This is a genomic window from Mesorhizobium sp. M0833 (assembly GCF_040319905.1).
Taxonomy (GTDB): Bacteria; Pseudomonadota; Alphaproteobacteria; order Rhizobiales; family Rhizobiaceae; genus Mesorhizobium.
Map to the genome: position 1 here is coordinate 1 of NZ_JAMYOQ010000053.1, position 20864 is coordinate 20864.

General features: G+C 61.8%; 20 protein-coding genes and 3 pseudogenes. 6 read left to right on the forward strand and 17 right to left on the reverse strand.

The window, feature by feature from the left end:
- Positions 1-145 precede the first annotated feature (145 nt).
- Positions 146-301 carry a hypothetical protein gene (locus NKH98_RS31405; protein WP_352493109.1) on the reverse strand — a complete coding sequence of 52 codons (156 nt, stop codon included), beginning with the start codon at positions 299-301 and terminating at the stop codon, positions 146-148.
- A gap of 319 nt (positions 302-620) precedes the next feature.
- Between NKH98_RS31405 and NKH98_RS31410 the strand changes: the two genes are divergently transcribed.
- From NKH98_RS31410 to NKH98_RS31420, 3 genes are all read left to right on the forward strand, one after another.
- Complete coding sequence (locus tag NKH98_RS31410) at positions 621-1805, forward strand: glycosyltransferase family 9 protein (RefSeq protein WP_352904132.1); 1185 nt, start codon at positions 621-623, stop codon at positions 1803-1805.
- A 466-nt stretch (positions 1806-2271) separates the two neighbouring features.
- Positions 2272-2556, forward strand: coding sequence for a type II toxin-antitoxin system TacA family antitoxin (locus NKH98_RS31415; protein WP_352904133.1), 285 nt, complete (start codon positions 2272-2274; stop codon positions 2554-2556).
- Positions 2557-3066, forward strand: a complete 510-nt coding sequence (locus NKH98_RS31420) for a GNAT family N-acetyltransferase (RefSeq protein WP_352453588.1) — start codon at positions 2557-2559, stop codon at positions 3064-3066. It abuts the gene before it with no gap.
- Positions 3067-3279: 213 nt separating this feature from the next.
- On the opposite strand, the gene NKH98_RS31425 is transcribed toward NKH98_RS31420, so the two are convergent.
- The gene (locus NKH98_RS31425) at positions 3280-3588 is read right to left on the reverse strand and encodes a hypothetical protein (protein ID WP_352881698.1); all 309 of its coding nucleotides are present in this window, start codon (positions 3586-3588) and stop codon (positions 3280-3282) included.
- A 56-nt stretch (positions 3589-3644) separates the two neighbouring features.
- Positions 3645-4497, reverse strand: a pseudogene (locus NKH98_RS31430) (class I tRNA ligase family protein); the annotation flags it as partial.
- Positions 4498-5013: 516 nt separating this feature from the next.
- Here NKH98_RS31430 and NKH98_RS31435 point away from each other — a divergent pair.
- Both NKH98_RS31435 and NKH98_RS31440 read left to right on the forward strand, forming a co-directional pair.
- Complete coding sequence (locus tag NKH98_RS31435; protein WP_352508099.1) at positions 5014-6660, forward strand: MFS transporter; 1647 nt, start codon at positions 5014-5016, stop codon at positions 6658-6660.
- A gap of 764 nt (positions 6661-7424) precedes the next feature.
- A pseudogene (locus NKH98_RS31440) lies at positions 7425-7673 on the forward strand (hypothetical protein); the annotation flags it as partial.
- Positions 7674-7682: 9 nt separating this feature from the next.
- On the opposite strand, the pseudogene nolL reads toward NKH98_RS31440, so the two are convergent.
- The 14 genes and pseudogenes from nolL to NKH98_RS31510 form a co-directional block, all read right to left on the reverse strand.
- A pseudogene (gene nolL, locus NKH98_RS31445) lies at positions 7683-8745 on the reverse strand (nodulation factor fucose acetyltransferase NolL).
- A 714-nt stretch (positions 8746-9459) separates the two neighbouring features.
- Positions 9460-9864, reverse strand: a complete 405-nt coding sequence (locus tag NKH98_RS31450; RefSeq protein WP_352904134.1) for a hypothetical protein — start codon at positions 9862-9864, stop codon at positions 9460-9462.
- Positions 9865-10955: 1091 nt separating this feature from the next.
- The gene (rlxS, locus tag NKH98_RS31455) at positions 10956-12926 is read right to left on the reverse strand and encodes a relaxase/mobilization nuclease RlxS (protein WP_352904135.1); all 1971 of its coding nucleotides are present in this window, start codon (positions 12924-12926) and stop codon (positions 10956-10958) included.
- A gap of 185 nt (positions 12927-13111) precedes the next feature.
- Entirely contained in the window at positions 13112-13798 is a 687-nt protein-coding gene (locus NKH98_RS31460) for a lytic transglycosylase domain-containing protein (protein ID WP_352700238.1), read from the reverse strand.
- A complete protein-coding gene (gene lepB, locus NKH98_RS31465) occupies positions 13786-14334 on the reverse strand; it encodes a signal peptidase I (protein WP_352904136.1) in 549 nt (182 codons plus the stop codon). The genes NKH98_RS31460 and lepB overlap by 13 nt, the downstream gene beginning before the upstream one ends.
- Positions 14331-14600 carry a helix-turn-helix transcriptional regulator gene (locus NKH98_RS31470; protein ID WP_352904137.1) on the reverse strand — a complete coding sequence of 90 codons (270 nt, stop codon included), beginning with the start codon at positions 14598-14600 and terminating at the stop codon, positions 14331-14333. Before NKH98_RS31470 ends, lepB begins: the two co-directional genes overlap by 4 nt.
- 151 nt (positions 14601-14751) lie before the next feature.
- Entirely contained in the window at positions 14752-15075 is a 324-nt protein-coding gene (locus tag NKH98_RS31475) for a DUF736 domain-containing protein (RefSeq protein WP_352904138.1), read from the reverse strand.
- A 542-nt stretch (positions 15076-15617) separates the two neighbouring features.
- The gene (locus NKH98_RS31480) at positions 15618-17006 is read right to left on the reverse strand and encodes a chromosome partitioning protein ParB (protein ID WP_352904139.1); all 1389 of its coding nucleotides are present in this window, start codon (positions 17004-17006) and stop codon (positions 15618-15620) included.
- Positions 16928-17338, reverse strand: coding sequence for a ParB/RepB/Spo0J family partition protein (locus NKH98_RS31485; RefSeq protein ID WP_352904140.1), 411 nt, complete (start codon positions 17336-17338; stop codon positions 16928-16930). Before NKH98_RS31485 ends, NKH98_RS31480 begins: the two co-directional genes overlap by 79 nt.
- 77 nt (positions 17339-17415) lie before the next feature.
- The gene (locus NKH98_RS31490) at positions 17416-17835 is read right to left on the reverse strand and encodes a DUF2958 domain-containing protein (RefSeq protein ID WP_352904141.1); all 420 of its coding nucleotides are present in this window, start codon (positions 17833-17835) and stop codon (positions 17416-17418) included.
- Between the two features lie 14 nt (positions 17836-17849).
- Entirely contained in the window at positions 17850-18053 is a 204-nt protein-coding gene (locus NKH98_RS31495; protein ID WP_352549568.1) for a hypothetical protein, read from the reverse strand.
- On the reverse strand, positions 18050-19009 hold the full coding sequence (locus tag NKH98_RS31500; RefSeq protein ID WP_352904142.1) for an ArdC family protein: 960 nt from the start codon (positions 19007-19009) through the stop codon (positions 18050-18052). Before NKH98_RS31500 ends, NKH98_RS31495 begins: the two co-directional genes overlap by 4 nt.
- 728 nt (positions 19010-19737) lie before the next feature.
- Positions 19738-19965 (reverse strand): hypothetical protein, encoded by a 228-nt coding sequence (locus NKH98_RS31505; RefSeq protein WP_352818640.1) that lies wholly within the window; start codon positions 19963-19965, stop codon positions 19738-19740.
- Between the two features lie 136 nt (positions 19966-20101).
- A complete protein-coding gene (locus tag NKH98_RS31510; RefSeq protein ID WP_352904143.1) occupies positions 20102-20353 on the reverse strand; it encodes a helix-turn-helix domain-containing protein in 252 nt (83 codons plus the stop codon).
- Between the two features lie 117 nt (positions 20354-20470).
- Between NKH98_RS31510 and NKH98_RS31515 the strand changes: the two genes are divergently transcribed.
- The gene (locus NKH98_RS31515; protein ID WP_352904144.1) at positions 20471-20740 is read left to right on the forward strand and encodes a DNA -binding domain-containing protein; all 270 of its coding nucleotides are present in this window, start codon (positions 20471-20473) and stop codon (positions 20738-20740) included.
- The last annotated feature ends 124 nt before the right edge of the window (positions 20741-20864 follow it).

Below are 20864 nucleotides of genomic sequence, written 5' to 3' on the forward strand. Positions count from 1 at the left end.
AAAAACCGTCCAACCACAATACCCGTCTCTCCGCTTGATCGGCCGCCCCCTCCCCACCCGCCTCAAATACTGGTGTCCCCCCCCCCCCCCCCCCCCCCCCCCGCTGCCGGGCGGTCGACTTCATCACAGGGTTGATTCGTCCACTTCATGTTGGACGACCCGGACGCGCAGAAAAAAGCGCCTGCGGCGGGTCCTTTGTAACCACCATGATGCGGGACCACAGCGACAGGGCGTGCCGGAGACGGTCAATCCGGCCGGCGATGTCGTCGCCGGCGGCGACGGTCTCATTCAGGATCAGCATCGACCAAAGAGCGAGGCCACTGCCGTTATGCTCGAGATCTGGGGACGGCGGCTTGGCGAACGCCGTCTACTCGGCGTTTCTCGAACTCACTGCATGCAAGACCGTGACGAAGCCCTTCACATTGCGGGTCGGGACATAGCTGGCTTCTTGGCGCGCTACCACCGCTAGAGATGCAGACTTCGCCCGACAGCTCCTGCTGGAGCGCGGCTTGGATCTGATGGCAGAATTCTTGCGGAGACGCGGACAAGTGGGGAGCACTCCAACCCTACACACGCGTCACTGGGCTATCAGTGTTGACCGTATAATCTTCGGAATGGCAATGGCATATTTTACAAAGCACGACGGCAATCAAATTATATACCGCAGCTGGGAAGAGCCGGAACAGTCAAGCGCAAGGATGAGAATTTTGGTCCTCAAGCTTGATCATGTCGGCGACTTTTGGATGTCTCTAGGGCCCCTAAAGGACCTTCGTCAGCGTTTTGCGCATGCCCACATTACGCTGGTGGTGGGAAGCTGGAACATCGCTACTGCAAAACAGTTCGACCTCGCCGACGATCACATTGCTTTTGACTTTTTTCCTCGCAACCCAAAAGTCAAAACGCGCAAAGAAGCCGCCGACATAAGGCCGCTGCTGACCGGCGAGTTTGATCTTGCCATTGATATGCGTGTTCCGGAAGAAACAAGGCCCATCTTGCTTGAAGTCCCCGCCAGGCACCGTGCGGCGATAGTTGATCCGTACAGCATGCATCAGATCGATATTGCGATAGCGCCATTCAATCTGAAACTGCGCAGAACCATTTTCTACAAGCTGGTCCAAAAAATAGGGCTTGCTAACAAAATCCCCCGTAGATGGCTTGATTGGTTCATTGACCGTAAGCAGGTGCGTCTCCAGCATGTGTCAGAAATCCTCCTCTTTCTGGTCGCAAAGGCAGCTGCCTATTTCGAAAGCGGAGCGGGTCACCCACAGAATTCGACTACAGGCAATGCCCCGATTGTCGTGGCTCCGTTCTCCAATTCCAGCCTGCGAGATTGGCCGATTGAAAATTTTGGCAAAGTTGTCGCTGCTCTTTCGACCCGTGGTGAGGTGGTCCTCGTTGGCCGTGGCGAATGCCTGGAAGCGCTTGAGGAGGTTGCGAAGATAGCTAGGGAACGTGGAGCCGCGAACATTCGGGCGGCTGTCGACTTGTCAGAATTGGAATTCAATTGTCTCGTGAATTCGGCCGCGCTCGTCGTTTCGAACAATTCAGGCACCGGCCATGTCGCTGCCCAGCTTGGCCGCCCTACTATCGGCATTTTCACGGCGTCACATCTACCGGAGATTTGGGGGTTTCGAGGTCCCTTGGTCAGCATGCTTATGAGTGTTATTGAATGTCGCGGATGTGGTCTGGACCAAGTGCGGCATTGTCCGGTCAAAGTCCGATGCAAGTTCGACATCACGCCGGATCTCGTGATTGCCGAGGTAAACGCCTTGATGAATCATTGTAAGGGTACGGCACAAGCTTAGTGGCTCGCGGTCGCCACAACCGCGATTGCCCGGACCGCAGTGGCGATGTCACATTGGCCGACAGGTGGCATAGAGCGGCGCCTGAGAATGAAAGTGCCGCCGCCCAGCCTTCATAGCCGTTCCTCCTTTGTGGCGTGACGGCCCGAAAGTCGCCATCGCGTCAGATGTTTATCAGGTTCGGGATAGCCGGGGCTCGTCCGGCGACAGTCATGGCAGCGACTTCGCTTCTGGACCCGCTCATCCGGCCGCCAAAAACAAATGCGCTTCCTAAGCCGTAATTGATCCGCCGGAGCTGACCAAAGCCACCTTGCTCTGGGTTGCGGCAATGGCGACTGGGGCGAGAAGCCGAGAAGAACCGATGCGGCGAGAAATCCTGAGACCATCCGCCACGAGACGTCGCCAGGGAACGTAGTATTGCGTTCCGCGTTACACTAACGTATATACGTCCGCAGCACAGGAGCGCGCCATGGCCCCCACAGCCACGAGGAAGGAAACACCCGTCTCGATGCGGTTTCGCGACGATGATCTCACCATCATCGACCGCGGCGCGGAGCTGCTCGGCCTGTCGCGCACGGAGTTCATGCGGCGCGCCGCGCTGCACGAGGCGCAGGCGGCCATCCTCAACGAAACCGTCATCCGCGTGTCCCCGGAAGCCTATGACGCCTTCATGCAGGCGATCTCAGCCCCGGCCGCTGCGCCCCCGGCGAAGGCGGCCGAGCGGCTGCGTCGGTCCCCGCCCTGGGACCGCTAGGTGGCGCTTTCAGGCATCGAACTCCTCGACCACGCACACCGCCTCGACAGCTTCGATTGCGGCAAGCCGGCGCTCAATGCTTGGCTGGCCGGCTTCGCGCGAACGAACCAGGCCCGCGGGTTTACCCGCGTCCTGGTCGTTCACGACGAGGGAACAGTCGTCGGGTATTACGGCCTCGCGCCGGGCGTGATCCAGCCAAATAGCGCACCGCGCGCCATCCGCACCGGACGCCCGCCCGATCCGATCCCCTGCCTGCTGATCGGACAACTCGCCGTCGACCACCGCTATGCCGGACAAGGCGTCGGTAGCGGCTTGGTCAAGGACGCGCTGTATCGCTGCGTCGCCGGCGCCGACATCGTCGGCGGCCGCGCGGTGGTGGTGCGGGCGATCGACGCCGAGGCAGAGCGCTACTGGCAGAGCTGGGGCTTCATTCCCGCGCGGGACAATCCGTCGGTGCTCATGCGCTCGATCCAGGACGTGAGCCTCTGGCTGGCCGACAAAGGCCACTAGCTCCGCGCGCGTAGCGCCTCCGGAGCGGCAGGTCTGCGCGCCGGCCTGCCGCCGACCGGGCTCTAGTTGCGGCGTCCCGCCGCTCCCCGAGCCGGCTTCGCCGTCTCGGCGTTCGGGTGACCCCTCACGCAGGGCCAGAGGGAGACGGCGGTCAGAGCGAGGGAGCCCTGGAGAGAAGGGAAAGTCATGATGTCGATGATATTCATAGGGGGTTCACGCGAGATATTTGAGCTGCCGGAACCTGCCATCGCTCGGATCCGCCCAATCGTTGTTGCCGTGCACGGCGTGCTGATTGGCCACGCGTCTGGAGCCGATGCCGAGGCGCAGGGCCTGCTCGCGGGCTACGGCTACAAACATGTCGGGGTCTTCCATGCGGCCAAGGAACCCCGCAATGATCTGGGCGACTGGGCTGTACGCCGCCAAAGACCGGGAGATGGCGCGCGCCGATTTTGGGATGATAGTCTGGGACGGCGCATCACCCGGCACGGCCGTCAACGTGCTTCGGCTCGCCATGGCGAACAAGCCGAGGTCATCTACGATCTGGCCAGGGGCAGCATGGCGACTACGAACCATGTCGTCCCGGCGAGAAAGTCGTCATTGTCCGTGAGGGTGACCGCCGCCTCTACGGTGAGAATATTGATCGCCGGCAACTTATGGCGCCTGCCGACCTCAAATTCGTTGAAGTCGTGCGCCGGCGTGATCTTGACCGCGCCGCTGCCTTTCTCCGGATCAGAATACTCGTCCGCCACCACCGCGATCCTGCGGCCGACGATCGGCAGAGGATGAGGTTCTTGCCGACAAGATGCCGGAAACGCTCGTCGTCGGGATGCACCGCCGACCGCCATATCGCCCAGCATCGTCTCCGGGCGGGTCGTCGCCACGGTGATGAAGGTTTTAGGATTTTCCGGATCCAAAACCTCGCCCTCGACGGGGTAGCGGAAATGCCAGAGGTTGCCGTTGACCTCCTGCTGTTCGACCTCAAGGTCGGACTCGCGATCAAGAGCTTCGGGTCCCAGTTGACAAGCGCTTGTCCTTGTAGATCAGGCCTTTCCTTGTAGAGCGTGACGAACACTTCGAGCACCGCCTTGGATAGGCCCTCGTCCATGGTGAAACGTTCTCGGCTTCAGTCGGCCGAGGCCCCCAGCCGCTTCAACTGGTTGAAGATCGCGCCGCCGGATTCGGCTTTCCACTCCCAGACTTTCTCAATGAACTCGTCGCGCGTCAGGTCACGGCGGTGGATCTGCTTCTCCATAAGCTGGCGCTCGACCACCATCTGCGTGGCGATGCCGGCGTGATCCATGCCGGGCTGCCACAGCACGTTCTTGCCGCGCATGCGCTCGAAGCGCACCAGAATGTCCTGCAGCGTGTTGTTGAGCGCATGGCCATGTGCAGCGAGCCGGTGACGTTCGGTGGCGGGATGACGATGGTCAAGGCTTCCGCGCCCTCCTCGGCGCCTGCGCCGACACGAAACGTCTTTTACAAGCGTATTATGTTTTTTTGCGCATAGACCAACGAGTTGAACGGCGGCCCCATGAATCGCCGATGTGTAGGTCGGGCAAAGGCGCCCACCAGCTCGTACTTGTCAAGACGATGCCACCCTTGATCTTGCACCCGCCTCCGATACCAGCGATGCACTGCGTCGTATGCTCATGCCTGTCAGGATGGGATGGGCGCTGCTAGCACCGTGGCAGTTTGACAACCCGGCCATCGGGGCGGTAGCACCGTCCAAGGCCAAGAGTCGCAGGGCAGACCGCACCCCATCGGGCTGCGCGACCCAGACCAGCTGACGCCCAACTGGCACACTCATCGCGCATCGGCACCGTGGATGCGACATCTACTTTGTTGCGAGCGCGATTATCGGAACTTGGTTGTGACGCAGCTGTGCGTAAGCGCACCGCTGTCAGCGAGTGAGTGAGTGAAAGAACTACGTGGTGGAGGTGAGAAGTCATGCGGCGTCAAGATTCCCCGCCCTTTGCGGCAAACACACTGATCCCTCTTCAGAATCCGGTCTTTCGTTCGATCTGGACAGCCACGCAGATATCCAGCCTTGGCTGGCTGGTGCAGAGCGTGGCTATAAGCTGGCTTATGGCAACGATTTCAGCCTCCGATCTGATGGTTGCGCTCGTGCAGGCTGCATCGACACTGCCCGCCTTCTTCTTGTCGATCCTTGCTGGAGCGATTGCAGACAGCTTCAGCCGCCGCGGCGTGATGCTTGCCGGACATTGCCTGATCGCACTGGCATCCACGGCGCTGGCTCTCTCTGTTGGACTGGGCTTTGTCAGTCCATGGCTGATCTTGGGACTGAGTTTCTTGGCGGGATGCGGCTTTGCCTTGAATGATCCAGCCTGGCACGCCTCGGTCGGCGACATCCTGGAAAAGCGCGACATACCCGCTGCAGTGACGCTGATGTCGGTGGGGTACAACGTGGTTCGGAGTATAGGACCGGCGCTGGGCGGTGTAATTTTGGCTTTGCTGGGCCCCCTTACGGCTTTCGCCTTCGCTGCGCTGACCGACCTGGTCCCGTTGAGCGCTGTGCTGCGCTCCAAGTGGCAAGTTCGCTCTTCGCCTCTTCCGCGCGAGCGGATGACGACGGCCATTCATGATGGCATGCGCTTCACGGCAATCTCCTCGGAGATCAGAGTGGCGATCGTGCGCGCAACCCTGTTCGGGCTGTCAAGCATCTCGATCCTTGCTCTGCTCCCCCTCGTGGTTCGCGACCAACTGGCGGGGGGGCCAATTGTTTACGGCGTCCTGTTAGCCGGCTTCGGCACAGGCGCCTTCATCGCGGGCATTGGCAATAGCTACTTGCGACGCATCACGTCCCAAAATCGATTGATCACGCTCGCATCCGTTGCTTGCGCAACGTGTTGCCTTTTACTGGCTCTCACATCATCGGTGGCTGTAGCAGCGATCGCGCTTGCAATCGCTGGCGCAGGCTGGGTTGTCACCTGGACCGGAACCGACGTGTGTGTGCAGTTGGCAAGCCCAAGGTGGGTCGTTGGTCGCACCCTGTCGATCTATTACGCCCTGACCTACGGCGGCATGGCAGCGGGCAGCTGGATCTGGGGTGCTGTCGCGCAGTACTATTCCCTGACGTGGGCTTTGGAAGGTGCTGCAGCGGCGCTGTTGCTGGTTGCAGCCGTGGGAAAGCTATTGCCGGTACGGCTATGGGAGGAATCGGATCAAGGGGCCTTCGACTTCAGGCCACCAGAACTGGCCCTCGATTTGAAGCCCAGGAGCGGCCCGATCGTGATCAAGGTGGAGTACTCGATACCCGAGGAGAATATCGAGGAATTTCTGAGCTGCATGCGCGAAAGGCGGCGCGTTCAGAGCCGTGCCGGTGCGCGGGACTGGACTCTCCAGCGCGATCTTCAGAACTCGACTCTTTGGACCGAGACATTCCGCACGCCGACATGGACGGACTATCTTCGTCTAAACCATCGGCTAACGGTGACTGACAGGGAGGTAGGCGAGCGCCTTGCCGCTCTGCAGGTCGGTGATTCTCCTCCTCGTCTCTCACTTTCGATCGAGCGGTCGACAAGCCCCGCCCCCGGCAGCCAAGTCCAGCCTGTGCCCTTTGTATCGCGCCCGTAAGGAAACCAGTAACTTTTCTGGGTTCGGACACGGGAATGGCCGAGACCTACTCCATCTTTAGTCGGGACTGCCCGGATTGCCATACGTTGCGGCCGGTTAGGCGAGCATGAGGATTTGTGTGGCACGTACGTCCACCACGGGCCCATGTCCAGCCCCACCGCTGCCATCAGATCGGCTTGGGCACGGGTTCAGGTCGCCTGTCCCCCGGCATCGTGGCGAGCAGCGCGAGCAAGGGGGCGGAGGGGTCTTCCCCGGTCTGCACGGAGCGAAGCGGGCAGACGGAGGAATCCGCCAGCGGCGACTTGCAGGGAGAGGGCCGCGCGCCTCTTTCCCTCCCTCACAAAACGTGCCGCCAAGCACGTTCACGTCGGCGCAGCCGTGCCGCAGAGCCGGCCGCAACAAAGAAGGCCCGCAAGGCGGAAGCATCGAAATGTCCGCCAGCGGGACCAATTCAGTTCGGTGCTGGAGAAAGCGGTTCAACAGGGCGGCCGTAGGAGCACCAGCATAGCGCCGTCGCCAGGCGCGATGCGGACCGACAGCCCCGACGAAGGGCGCTGATTGATCGACTGAAATTGGATCGGGTCATTTTATCAGCTGACATAATCCATGAATTTTTCACGATGCTTCAGCGCGCGCCTGGATTTTCTGCATTTAGCTGCAGCGAAGGTCCCGGTGATGCGGTGGAAGCGCACCCGGGGCATCTTGGACCTATTTGATGCAGCCATCCAGGACTGCTGCATTGCCACAGCAGTGGTCACAACATACTAGGCGGGCTTCTGGAGATGAACGCGACGATCGGTCAGACGCTCTTTCATTGGCTGCGGTCGGCGCCAGACGGTCGCGGAGCTTCAAATCTGATCGGGCTCCCGAGCGAATTGCCGTCCTACGAGCATTCGGGACCGATCCCGGCCTACAGGCACGCCTTACTTCGGGCGGCGGATCAAGTGATCCGTGAGGGGAATGCCACGCCGGCATGGCTCGCCAATGACTTCAATGCCAACTGTCGGCAGTCACATCATAAATTAAGCATAGCTCCGCGACACATATCCAAGGTGGCGCACAATACTGCGAACTGTCATCGCTGTGACAACAATCGCCAAACCAAGCAAAGTGGCGAACTCGATTCTGCTCGCGAGATCCCAAAGCTCTCCGAACGGTATTAGATCCATGAAGCGAAACACGGCACCCTGAAGCAGGTAAAAGCAGCAGTGTGCTCTGACCAAGCTCCAGCGCGACAAAGCGAGCTACGCGAGTTGAATAGCCAACTCTCCAGCATAGGAATATAAGCTGCATCGCCACTGCAGAAGTTGCTACCGAGCCAGCGAACATCAGCAACACTTGTTTGGCCGACTGTGCATCGTAGATCAAAACAAGATTGTTGTAGACGTACGTTTCCTTTCCCCCAAACAAGAAAGCACGTGAACGCAGCCATCGAAAGTAACACCACAAAAATAGCCTTGTGGCGCCTGATGCTAGCTGCCTGCCATCCGATCGGCTGCGCAAACAAGAACCCCAAACAAAAGAATGGGTATGTGTATCGTATCAACGGGGTTATTGACCACGGGACGGGCGCGAATGCGATCGCAATTGCAGATGCGCCTATGATCCACACCGACGAGCCATTGAAAGTCGTGAGCAACTTTATCAGGACGAAGGACGCGAAAGCTGCCCAGATGAAATGAACTCCCTAAAAAAATCCAACATTCCACTGGTTAAACTGTTCGCCGAAGACATTACGGCGGCCTTCGATATCCAAATCAACGCACACCAAAAAAGCATTGGCAATACTAGTTGCATTGCTCGATCACTGACGCCTTGAGGGAACGATTTGCGCAGAATCGCTCCCGAAGAAAGATATCCACTTATCGCCATAAACAGAGGCATGTGAAACATGTAGATCGACTTAAAATATGGCGACAGCCAAAAGGCGTCGGTGCCTCGATAGACAACATATTGCAATAGATGCCCAACTATCACGAAGATAATGAGTACGCCTTTGGCGAAATCGAAGCTTAGGTCTCGGGCCTTTGCCGCTTCTGGGCGCGAGTCTCGCCCCTTCGAACCGACTGTTTTGTGATTAAGCATCAGACCTCCAGCCGATATCCTGCCGTTACCGCTCCCACTTTGCTTCTAGAGTGGTTCACGCACGGCATCTTCGGGTCCCATTCTGGATTGTCGCACCCCAATGCAGCCGGTAATGGAGAGGATGGAGGGCCGCAGCACGACACAAGCGGAACAGGCCTGTTCTGGGCTAGAAGGCCGCAATATTTCCATTGAACTTCGTCCTCATCGCCTCAATAGCGGCAGTGAGGCCGCCTGGAATGTAGATCAACCGGAACTCAGGGCTCGCGCCGGCCAACTTCGATTGGTTTCGAATGGTCAAGCGGCGCCGGTCGGTCCATAAGCCTTCCTCAAGAAACGGGCGGTATCCGCTATTCTCTTTGGCCGGTAAAATCGATTGTGTTTATGGAACGCATGCGCACGATGGATACGTGCGCATCAGGCGCACGTGAGTGCCCACGGATGGGACTTTGCTTCGGGGGTCACCGTCCTTTCGTGACTCTTGCAGTGCATGGATGAGGCGGCAATTCCCGCGGTGCAGCACCTTTCGAGCGCGTGCCACAAAATCGCTGGGTTCGACCTGCGCGGCGCTGGGTGGAGATCCGCCTGATCTAAAGCGTCACCATCCGACGGGCAACATCTCACGACGCGCCGGGCAGCTTGGCCAGCATCCGCACTGGCCGATCTTGCGCTGCGTGCGATCGCCTCCTGATAGCATAGAGCAAGACCTTCTTGAAATCAGCCTGTGCCGGCAATTTTGTCGTAAAGCTCATGGTGGCGAGTGCCGCATGCGCGCAGGACAGCCGGCAGATCGCGCACCTTGGCGATCAACCCTGCCATTCGGCCGTCGTTCTTCTTTATTCCAATGGAGATCGCAATCAGGTCCGGCCGGTCACGCAGTAAAGTGTTCTCCCTTCGAGCAGCCAGGTCGGCGCCGCTCAGAATCTTCGACGAGCGCGCCAGGACAGCATCGATCTCCGCAAATTTTTGCCCGGAGATCGTCCTCACATCATCATGGCCTCGCCTCAACCGGGCCGGTGCCCTCCGCCTTTGCGGGTTTTTGTCCCGACGCTCGGGTCGCCGCCCGGCCCGGTCAAGGCCAAAAAAACGTCGCGGCTGAGCGCCCACTCCGGCTTCTGCCAAATATTCGTCGGCGGGTTCGCAGCACCGCGGGCGCACGGGTGAGCTCGTGGGTGGAGTGCGGATGGAAGTGGGCGATGCACATCGTCACCAGCACCTCAGATCGTGTGAGGTCCACGGTTCCCTCGCCGACGGGCGCGCGTATGGCGTCGGTATACGCAGTGGGGTCCGTCGCCTTGGCCTCAGTTTCGGGGAATGGCAAGCCCTGGTCGGCGCGGCGCTGAGTTGGGCGGAAAGATCGACGGCGCAACGCGGGGCTCCTGCGCGACGAGCAGGTTTTTCGCCCGGTCTGACCCGGCCTCGACTCCAGATGCCGCAATGACCGTCGGGCCCGGCGCGATTGATCGGGTCGCATGCCCAAAGCTGCCTCGGTGCCCAGTAGCGGCACCGCATGGCCCCAACCCAGCCAGTAAAGCGTCGGCGAGCCAGCATCTGAAGGTGCGGCCGAAGCGATGTCGCTCGGCGGTCATGATCGCGCCGGTCACCATGCCGCAGCGGAAAGCTGCCGAAGCTCGTCCGGCCAGGTCGCTGACCGCCTCGTCGTCACGGGCTCAGCGGGATGGGCTGCCAGTTCACGCCCGGCCAATAGCATCCGGCCCGCGGCGCCGACCTCGTCTCCCGGTCGTGTGACCAGAAGAACATCGCGAAGTGCGGCTTCATCCTCGACGCCGCGAGCCTGCTTCGCCGTACCGCGGCCGCCGAAAGCCCCTAGGCGCTGTCACCAGGCGCCAGCCCACCTCTCTAGCTGGCGGACCATCGCATCGAGCGCGCCGATGGCCGGACCGGCAGTGATTGCAATGTCCTCAATGCGCCGCAACTGTTTGGGTCGGGGGCAGCCCTGCGCAACCAGGCGGCACCGCCGTCGTCGACGCGGCTTCCGTGGCACCGGAAGAGTGCCGTGGTGGCGCACGAGGGTTTTGGGCTCAGAACCATGGAACACGATGGATGATCGCGGCGCTTTTGTAGAGCGAACGATAAGTCTTGCACGACCAGCCATTTATCCCTCGCCAATTCCATGCCGCGGGCAGTTAGCAGGCGAACTCCGTCCGGACTGAGTACCCGTTTCAACGTGGGCAAGAAGTTGTGTAGCCATGTCACGAAATGCTTGGTCCGCTTCTCTGCCGGCCGATGGTCCATGAAATCCCCTCCCCACCCATGACACCAGACACCTCCTTGCCAATATGCCGATCAAGCACTGGCCTCCATGGTACCAGCGTGAACTCGCGCGATTTCTCAATGACAGCGTATTTTCCGCCGGCGAGCTCGACGGAGCGGCGGAGCGTGCCTTCTATTCGATCTCCAGTCTGGGCTTCAGAATAGGGCAGACCGAATTCGTCAGACAGTTGACCGGCAACACGGTTCAGCTCACGTTGACGCAGGATCGAAAGCATGTTGGCGCGATAGACGATCCGGTCCTGCTCTTCCCGAGCAAGACCTTGCGCAATCAGCCACTGCCGTCGGCGGCCTTGCGCCTCTCGGACATCGCGGCCGAAACCAGAGCTGTGCAAGGCCTCCGGTGTGTCGGAAACCAGCTCTCGATCGAGCCAGGTGGCGCCGTCGAAGCTGACTTGGCTCTCCAGCAGCATTGATGAGAGCTTGTCGACGACAACAGGCTCGGCCCTCGCTCGCTGACGCTCGTAGCCCGCGACGCGGTCGAGATGGTCCGGCGCGATAGTCCATGTACCGTCCGGCTCGCGCTCGACACCACCGGTCGCCCGGCGGATCGCCTCCAGTCGCCGCACGTGCGTTTCGGCAAAGCGTTGGGTGGCTGACGGGTCATGCTTGAGATGGATATCGATGCTGTAGCGCCCGTCATGGGCCGTGGCGATCTCGGCAATTGTGCGGTCGACTTGCCTTGGCCCGGTGTCCCTCGGCGTGACCCGCACTATGCAGCCCTCTGGCGCCGGTTGGGTGGCCTCGCCTTTGCCGATATCGACATAGTGGCTTTTGCCGTCCACGCCGTCGACGACGAGGTAATGGCGGTCATTGATTTCGTCGGCCAGGCCGCGCGCAATGATGCGGCCGACGACAGGCTGCATCTGCTCTGCAGATCGATCATGGACAACATAGTCGGCGGCACTGCGGGCGAGCCCCTTGCCGGTCAGTTCGCGGTGCATGGTCTTGATGATGTCGCCCCGCTCGCCGATGCGGCGCAGCGTCGCTTCAAGCTCGCCATCAAGGCGCCAGCGGCCCGAGCCGACTTCCTCAGCCAGACCCATCCGCTCGAGCTTGCGCAGGCGGCCCTGGTGCAGCGTCTGGCGAAACGTGTCTCGGCTGGCCGGTGAGACATGCCCATCATGGTCGCGCATGCGGAGCAGCTGCCGATCGATGCTGGTGAAGCGTTCCCGCTCCATTTCCTGGCGCAGGCGTTGCTCGATCTCGCGGTCCGTTCTCGGGCCAAGGTCGAGGCTGACCAGCTCGGCCGCCCGTTCACGGATTCCAGACGAGATGTAGTCTCGCGCGATGACAAGATTTTCGCCGCGGTCGTCCTTGCCGCGGACGATAATATGGGTATGCGGATGACCAGTGTTGAAATGATCGACGGCCACCCAGTCGAGCCTAGTGCCGACGTCTTCTTCCATCTGCGCCATGAGGCGCCGCGTGAGCGGCTTCAAGTCATCATACTCGATGCCGTCTTCAGGGGCGACGATGAAGCGGAACTGATGCCGGTCGCCATCGGCACGATCGATGAAGGCTTTGCCATCAACGCGGTCGCTGTCGGCGCTATAGAGCTCGCCAGGCTCGCCTTCGCGGGTGACGCCGTCGCGCTGGAGGTAGCGAAGGTGTGCACGTGCCCCGTCAACACCCTTGCCAGCCAGCTTGACGATACGCGCCTTGACGACGGCGCGCCGCTGCCGAAACGCCGCGTGGGGGTCGCGCGCTCTGAGAACGGCGGCAGCAGCCCCGCCGCGCCCCGCCCGGCTTCCGATGAAGCGGCCACGGCGACCGCTGCCGCCGCCGGCTCGGTTGATCGCGGCGCGGATCTGGCCGGCGAAACGCTTGCCTGCCTTCGAGCCGCGCGATCCGATTTTGCCCAGGCTCGGCTTGAACTCTTCATCCTGCATTGAGCCTCCTAGTAATCTTAAGCAATATCAGAGGTTTGTCGGCAGCAGCTCTCCTGACGCTGAAGGCAGCCTCCATGAAAAACGATGTGCAGACAAAGACTTCGCCGCCTCCAGGAGGCGATGCCTTTATCTTGCCTTCCGCGGACCTGCCTCCCTGCCCCGCCCGACCCACGGTACCCCTGCCCTCACCTGCGATCCGGCCGGCCTGACCTTGCTCGCTCCGATCCGAGCGGCACCACAATTTGGCCATTCGGATCGGTCGCGGAAACACCGTTTCGCAGGAAAAACAGCGACTGCCCGGACGGGATTTCCGGCGCTTTTCCGGAACGGGATTTGCCGGTGAACGCGTCCATGTCGGCGGCCGAGATCCCCGCAGCCTTGACCTCTTCCAGATACGAAACCGTCTCGCTGGGCAGCGGTCGCCCACGCTGCAAATGCTGTTCGTAGCGGTCCGGCCCAGCGTTATAGGCGGCAAACAGGCCGGGAAAGCCGAAGCGGTCATACATGGCGCGCAGATAGGCAGTGCCTGCCAGAATGTTGTCGCGAGGGTCGTGCGGATCGGCCCCCAGGCCAAGCTCTGCGCGCATCTCCTCATAGGTGCCGGGCATCACCTGCATGAGGCCAATGGCGCCGGCGTGTGACGCGATCGGCCGTCCATTCAGCTTTGTCTGCCCTCGGCTTTCGGCATCCATGACGGCATAAATCCAGGGCTGTGGAATGCTGAAACGCCGGCTTGCCTCAGCTACGTAGTGCTGCCATCTTGCCAGCTGCGGACCACGGGAGATGGCGGCCGGCTGAGCGTCGGTCGCGGCGGAACAGGCGCATGGCGCTATCGCGACCATGCCCAGCATCAGGAGGGTTACTCGGTCCATAGCGGCACGAGCCTCCCGGCAATATTTTCGGCCGGCACCGGCCCGAAATAGCGGCTGTCGAAGGAGCGGTTTCTATCGTTACCGAGCAGGAAAAACTCGTCGGCGGCGAGCTTGCGGCAGGCATTCCACCAAGGCAGCGGACGGTGCTGCGTGTCGGTTGCCAGCCGGCGCGCGACAATCTCGCCGCCGATGATGATGGCGTCGCCGAAGGCGCAGACATGCTCGCCAGGCAGCGCGGCAAGGCGCTTGACCAGCGGCACATTGCTGGGCAGGTAGAAGCGTTCGGCGGCGAGATCGGCGACCGGTTTTGGCGGGCGGACGAGCACCAGATCGCCACGAGCCGGTGATCCGGACGCGACGCGATAGAGGCCGACCGGCGCACTCTCCGAGGCGTTCCACACCAGCCAGGGCGATGGGTTGTCGAAAGCGGCGAAGCCGATCAGGCCGAGGCCTATTGTGGCCACGGCGATCGTCTTGCGCGCCCGAATGCGCCGCAGATGGCTGCCGATCAGGCGGATAGTGGGACGCCGGCTCATGAGCGGCCTCCCTCACCGGCCGAGCCGAAATTGTGCCCGCCATCCTCGGGCCTGGTCTCCTGCGCGCGTCCCTTCGACCAGTCGTCGAGCTCGTCGATGTGATAGCGGACATAGCGGCCGTGCTTGCGAAATTGCGGGCCACCGCCTTTGAGCCGCATCTTCTCCAGCGTGCGCTGGGACAGCCCGATATAGAAGGCGGCCTGCGCGGTGTTGAGAAACGGACTGCCCTTCTTGGCACGGGCCGCGCGTTCGTTTTCGTCGTCCATGATGATCCTCGTTTCGCTACGGAGAAGCGAAGGCGAGGATCGGCGAGCGAGATCGTTTTGGGGACGGGCGAAGAGTGGGGGGCGAGTTTTCGCCGCCCCTTCTTGAGAAGAGCCCCGCGCCGGTTGCGGCGCGGGGCTCGAGGCTGGCGGTTCAGTCGACGGGGTTCCAGATGATGGCGTATGTGTCGTCGTCATCCTGGCCGGCGGCGCGGCCGAGATTGGCGTAGAGCTTGCGCGGACCGAACTCCGGGGCGGCAATCGACAGGCTCACATAGTCCTTGCCGGAGGTCTCGCCGGTGCGGATCCAGCAGGCCCCTACTTCGACCCCTTGCGTCAGCACCCGGAAGTCGGGATGGGTGTCGGCGCTCTTTGCCTGATTGGGCACGATGTCGATGTCGGCGCGCACGCTGAGCGTCTTGAGCTGGCCCTTGTAGCCGCCGTTTTCCTGTTTGGTGACGTATCCGATCGCGGTCATTTTTAGTCTCCTTTTGGTGCTCGCCGGGGACCATTCCCCTGCGATGGCGGACCGTGATGGGCGCGTCCGGACCGCCGGAACCGGGACGGCCGCAGCGATAGCGGAGGACCCGAGCGGACAGCTTTTTTGAAGCGAAGCGGCGCGAGGAAGCCGCCGCAGGCGGCGGGGAAAAAAGCTGCTGGCGAGGGTTTCGGGCGGGCCGGATCCGCCCATAGGTCGTCAAGCCAGCCGCAGGGGAATGGTTCCTGAGACACATGGAGACAGGTAGCGCGATCGGCGGCGCAACGAACAGGCGGCAACGCAGGGCGCCGGCTGCGCGGGCTCTCTCGGCAACCGGATCGGACAATTGGCCCCATGCGCGGGGCGCCTCAGCAAGCAACCCGGCGTGGTGCAGGGCTGCCGAAATGGGGGCGAGTTGGCGTCGGGATTTCTCGCGCGGCACTGACTCGACAAGACGACCAATCGGCAGCCGGCGCGGCCCGGAGCGGCGCGCGCGATCTGAGCGGCGGCACTCGAGAGAACCGCCGCTTGAGGCTGATCGATTATTCGCGGACGAACAGCGGCTGTACCTGTGTCCACTGATCGGCGGTGCGGAAGCCGCCGCGGCTGGTGTAGCTTTCGGCGGGGAATTCCATCCAGCGCGGCAGCCAGGTCTCGACCTTCTGGCGGCCATTCTCGCCCGCCAGGAAGTCGCGGATGATCTTCTTTTGCGTCTTGACCTTGTCGGCGACATTGCCATCCGCGACCAGCTTGCCGCCGACCTCGGCCAGCATCGAATTGGCGATTTCCTTATCGCGCAAGAGGTCGAAGAAGGCATCGTCCGGTTGCCACCATGTGCCCATATCGACGTTCAGATGGTTGCCGAGCGCCTCGATGACGGCGCTGCCGGCTGCAAGCGTCTCGGCCATGACAAGGGTGAGAACGCGCATGACATCGTCGTCGCAGAGCGCCAAGAGGCGCGCGAACACGCCGGCGATAGCAAAGGCGTCGCCATCGCCGCCGGCGACCACGCCATCCTCATCCGGTGATCCGAGCAGGGCCAACACTTCGCGCCGTTTTTTGCCGAATGCAGCTTCAGCCTTGCAGCCGGCAAGGCTGGCAGTCACCGTCTCGTTGGCCGCGCGCTGTGGCTCACGGCGCACCAGCCACAAGCCGGAACCGGTGATGGCGTGCGCCACCACGAGTCGCAGCGCCACGGCGGGATGGTCGAGCATGGCCGCGCGCACGGCCGCATGGCGATGCAGATCGACATAGTTCTGCATCGGGCCGGTGAGTTCGGGGCGCGGCGGCTTGGCGGCTGTTTCTTCTTGCTCACCGCCCTCGCGGGCGCGGCGGGCTTCCTTGCGTGACAGCCAACCCTCGTGACACTCGACCTCGCCGCGATGCGAGACAGTGATGACGACCTTGCCGCCCTTCTTCTTCGGGGTCTTCTCGTGGTCCCATGGGTGGAAATACTGGCCCGGCTCCAGCAGCACCACCTCGCTCCAGCCGTCGTTGAGATAGGTGTCGCGTCTGGCGGCAATCGCTTCGTTCTGCTTTTGCCAGAACAGGTCGGCATCGGCGAAATAGCTGTCCTCGCCGAACAGGTCCGAGGTGATCAGGCCGGGATATTCGTCGATGGCAAACAGCGCCACCTTGGTGGAAATCGACTGGCCGCCGAACAGCCATTGCTTCAATTGAAAGCCACGCGGCGCGTATTGATCGGGATCGGCACAGAGTGCCAGCCAGTCCTTCTGCTGCGCCTTGGACGCCATGGTGAGATGGCGCACCGTCTCGGCGTCGATCTCCTCGCGGCGATAGGCTTCGCGGATTTTGGGCAAGAGGTCGCCAAGCGCCAGAATGCGTTTGACCTTCAGGTCAGTGATGCCGAAGGTCGCAGCGATGTCTGGAACGGTGCGGCCTTGCCTGACGAGCCGCGAAAACGTCTCCATTGCGATACTTCGTCTTGATCGAGGCGGGCGAGGTTTTCGATCAGCGAAGCTTCCAGCGCATCGGCGTCGTCGCCATCCTCCATGATGGCGCAGGGCAAGGGATCGCCTTCGCCGCGCTCGTCGGCAAGCGATTTCGCGGCGAAATAGCGCCGCCTGCCGGCAACGATCTCGAAGGTTTCCGGTTGGCCGTTGGGCCGCACAAGGAGAGGCACCAGCACGCCGCGCGCACGCACGGATGGCAGGATGTCGGATATGTCGGGCGCGCGTTTTCCACGGCGCATGTTGAGCGCGGAAATGTTGAGCTGGTCCAAGGGGATGTGGGCAAGCTGCATGGTTACTCTCTTTCGCTTTGGTGAGGTTGTCCCCGCCGCAGAGGCCGACGGCCGGCGCGGCGGGACGGTTTTTGCGCCTATCGGCGCTGCTGTTCCGCCGTGTCGGACGGAAGCTCGGAATGGGGCTTTGAAAGGGCGTCTGCTGCCTGCCGCAGAAGTCGCTCGGCCTCGGTGATATGGCGGCAAATACGGGCGGCTTCGGCATAGACGGAGAGCGGAAAGCGCGCCTGGAAATGCAGGTCGCGCTCTATGCCGAGGCCAAGCGGACCTTTTACGGATGCAAGCTCGGCCAGACTGACGCTGCCGAGTTCGGGGAAGCCGAAGCCGAGATCGCAAAGGCCGAACAGCGTGTCGCCATCGGCGTCGAGTTCGGTCAGAAGCCACGTGGCGGCACCTGTCGGATTAAACAGTTTCACAACGGGAAAATGGTCGATGTCGGCGCCGGCGGCGCTATTGGCGAGCAGTCGTGCGCGCAGTGGATCGGTGATCAGGATCATGGAAAGACTCCTTGTCAGAACAGGTCGAGTTGATTTCTGCTGGCTTCATCGAAGAGGCCGATATCGAGCGGCTTTTGCGCCGCGCGCGGACACATCGGCGCGTCCATCAGGAGGGTGAGCCGATCGCGCGTGGTGATCGGCCGGACACCGGGAATGAGCATCTGCTCGCCTTGCGGCGTCGGCTCGCTCGCGGTCAGTTGAGGATCGCGCATCGTCATGCCGCAATCCCTTCCTGCGCCTCGCCTTCGGCATCGGCCTGAAGGCCAAACAGGAAATCGGCGGCCTTGGAGGCAAGACTGGCGGCACGGAAGATCGCGCGGTTGTCCTCGCGCAGCACCTTCAGCCATGAGCCGATGTAATCGGCATGACGCACGGTCGGCTCGATACCGAGATTGCTGCAGACGAAGGCGGCAGTGATTTCGGCGACCAATTCTTCACGCGCGTAAGCCTTGGAGCCGAACGAGCCGGAGAGGTCGCGAGCAAGCCGCGTCGGGTGGCCGGTCCAGTGGCCAAGCTCGTGAAAGCAGGTCCGGTAATAGTCGATCTGGTGATGGAACGCCGGCTGCGGCGGCACCTGAATGTGGTCGCTGCCCGGCATGTAGAAAGCGGGATCGCCGCCGACCCTGAAATCCGCACCGCTGGCGCGAATGAGCGTCTCGGCCTGCGGGACGATCTCGCGCTGAGGCAGCGGCTCGGCGGCGGCATAGAGGTGTTCCGGAAGATTATCGCACTGCGCGACATTGAAGACGGTGAAGCGCTTCAGAAAAGGCACGGCCTGTGGTTCATCGCCCTCGTGGCGTGCGCGCTCCTTCTCGTCCTTGGGGACAAAGCGGTCGGCATGCACGATGGTCGTGCCGCGCTCGCCCTTCCTGACATTGCCGCCAAGGACGAGCGCCTGCCGGAAGGTGAGCCAGTTCTGGCTGGGATAGCTGCGCTCGATCACCGCGCCCCACAGGATGAGGATATTGATGCCGGAATAGATGCGCCCAGAGGATGCATTCCTCGGCAGGCCAAGGCCTGCCTTTGCGCTGCCCCATGGCTTGACCCATGGCACGGTGCCGCGCTCCAGCTCGGCAATGATGCGGTCGGTGATCTCCTGATAAAGGCTGACGCCCGGGCGCCCGCCTTTTGCCTGCGCCAGCCTCTGTGCTGGCACAACGCTTGCTGTTTGCATGCATCGTTTCATCCTCCGCTCGCCAATCGCCGCGCCTTTCCCCGGAAGCGGGGTGGGCGGCGAGTCGCGACCGGAAAGGCCCGCCGTGGTAGGCGGACCGCATCCGAAGGACCGGAACAAAGAGGAGGACCCTGAGCGGCACGCGAAGGGTTGCGGGCTGCCGCGGCGGGCCTAGAAGGGAGTGCCGCCCACCCCGCGCCACCGGGAAAGGCCAACAGACAAACCGCGCCGCCCGCAAGGGCGGCGGCCGTCACAGCCCGAAGGGCTGCCCACGCCAAGGGGCGAAGCCGAATGGCCGAGACCGCCTGAGCTTGCCGAAGAAAAGCGGGCTCGGTTCACGAGCACCTGGCGCGCGACGTCAGGCGCGCGGGCGCCCGCCAGGACGGCAGGCTGGACAGATTTTTCGCACGGATCATCGTCAAGCGCCGCAGTTACGTCGAGAAACTCGACGACATCGCCGCCGTGCGCGCGGCTTGCTCCGAACAAAACCAGCGCTCGCCTTTCAACAGGTTGAGGCGCGTGTCTCAGTAATTCATGTCCGGGATCATGATAGACGCGCTCGCCCGTTTTGTAGCTTATATTGGCTTTGATGTTGCAGCCGACAGCGGCAGGGTCGATTCGAAGGCAAGAAAGCCAGCCAGGAGTTGTCTTGAAAGCGATGGTTGCTCACGCCCCTTCCCTCCGAAGAGAGAATGGGACGTTTGCAGCGTGGAGTCTACAAGTCGGGTCTAATTCACCGGTCCTGTTCCGAACCATTGAATGAACGGCGCATCCTTACCCGTGATATCCTTCACCGTCTTTAACAGCGCTTCATGGGTGCGTTGGAGAGCCCGGTAATGGTTGCTGGTAGGTGATAGAAGCGGCTGGACGATGCTCTTGTGCAGCCGTTCCGCCTCCGCGAGAAAGCGCTCGATTTCAGCCTGTGAAAGCTGCTTGGAAAGTTTGGTCCTAGCCATTGCGATCTCCGTTGAGGAATCGCCCCACCTAGGATTATCATCCTATATCGGCATGGCTTGGTAAAGACCCACCCGCAGCGGAATGGCAGCTTGCCGAAGAAAAGCGCGCTCGGTTCACGGTACCGGCGCGAGCCCGTTAGACGCGCGGGCGCCCATTAGCCCGCAGGCTGGACAGAATCTCGCACGGATCAGCGTCAAGCGCCGCAGTTAAGTCGAGAAACTCGATGACGTCGAGACGCCGCTCTCCGCCCTCGTACTTGGCCACGAAGGATTGGGGACGATCAAGCTTCTCGGCCACCTGCGCCTGAGTCAGGCCTTTGGCCTTGCGCAGGGAAACCAACTGGGCCAGAAACCGCTGGTGGCGGGGCGATCGAAGAGACTTGGGCATGTAGGCGAACCGGTCGGGTAAAGACCGGATCAGCGACTAATCCCGGTTTCGGATTATCCCATTTTGGGATATGCTGCGGGCGCTCAACAGGCGAGGTTCGCAGGCATGAATCGATCAATGGGAACAGATGAGAATCGAAACTCAACTCTGTGCGACGAAGTCCCCTGGTCGGAGAACCTCACGAGCTACGACAGGGAGCATTTCACGATCTACCTGCGGATCCTGGATGCCTGCGCCGACAATGCCAGCGAAGAGGAGATGGCTGATCTCATTCTCGGCATCGACCCGGCCCTTGAACCGGTCCGCGCCCGCAAGGCTCTTCGCAGCCATATCGACCGGGCGAACTGGATGGTGACGACCGGCTACAAGGAACTGTTCGCCGGCTGACGCAAAGCGTGTTTCGAGCAGCGCACCCGACGTAAATCTCGCAAGTGGGCATCACCTGCTCCGGGCGCTTAATCGGCGAGGTTGAGCAATCGAGACGCTATTTCGCTCGATCCAGCACGAATAA

Coding starts and splice junctions, on each gene's coding strand:
- NKH98_RS31405 (WP_352493109.1), bottom strand. CDS start 301: ATGCTGATCCTGAATGAGACCGTCGCCGCCGGCGACGACATCGCCGGC.
- NKH98_RS31410 (WP_352904132.1), top strand. CDS start 621: ATGGCATATTTTACAAAGCACGACGGCAATCAAATTATATACCGCAGC.
- NKH98_RS31415 (WP_352904133.1), top strand. CDS start 2,272: ATGGCCCCCACAGCCACGAGGAAGGAAACACCCGTCTCGATGCGGTTT.
- NKH98_RS31435 (WP_352508099.1), top strand. CDS start 5,014: ATGCGGCGTCAAGATTCCCCGCCCTTTGCGGCAAACACACTGATCCCT.
- rlxS (WP_352904135.1), bottom strand. CDS start 12,926: ATGCAGGATGAAGAGTTCAAGCCGAGCCTGGGCAAAATCGGATCGCGC.
- NKH98_RS31460 (WP_352700238.1), bottom strand. CDS start 13,798: ATGGACCGAGTAACCCTCCTGATGCTGGGCATGGTCGCGATAGCGCCA.
- lepB (WP_352904136.1), bottom strand. CDS start 14,334: ATGAGCCGGCGTCCCACTATCCGCCTGATCGGCAGCCATCTGCGGCGC.
- NKH98_RS31470 (WP_352904137.1), bottom strand. CDS start 14,600: ATGGACGACGAAAACGAACGCGCGGCCCGTGCCAAGAAGGGCAGTCCG.
- NKH98_RS31475 (WP_352904138.1), bottom strand. CDS start 15,075: ATGACCGCGATCGGATACGTCACCAAACAGGAAAACGGCGGCTACAAG.
- NKH98_RS31480 (WP_352904139.1), bottom strand. CDS start 17,006: ATGGAGACGTTTTCGCGGCTCGTCAGGCAAGGCCGCACCGTTCCAGAC.
- NKH98_RS31485 (WP_352904140.1), bottom strand. CDS start 17,338: ATGCAGCTTGCCCACATCCCCTTGGACCAGCTCAACATTTCCGCGCTC.
- NKH98_RS31490 (WP_352904141.1), bottom strand. CDS start 17,835: ATGATCCTGATCACCGATCCACTGCGCGCACGACTGCTCGCCAATAGC.
- NKH98_RS31495 (WP_352549568.1), bottom strand. CDS start 18,053: ATGACGATGCGCGATCCTCAACTGACCGCGAGCGAGCCGACGCCGCAA.
- NKH98_RS31500 (WP_352904142.1), bottom strand. CDS start 19,009: ATGCAAACAGCAAGCGTTGTGCCAGCACAGAGGCTGGCGCAGGCAAAA.
- NKH98_RS31505 (WP_352818640.1), bottom strand. CDS start 19,965: ATGGCTAGGACCAAACTTTCCAAGCAGCTTTCACAGGCTGAAATCGAG.
- NKH98_RS31510 (WP_352904143.1), bottom strand. CDS start 20,353: ATGCCCAAGTCTCTTCGATCGCCCCGCCACCAGCGGTTTCTGGCCCAG.
- NKH98_RS31515 (WP_352904144.1), top strand. CDS start 20,471: ATGGGAACAGATGAGAATCGAAACTCAACTCTGTGCGACGAAGTCCCC.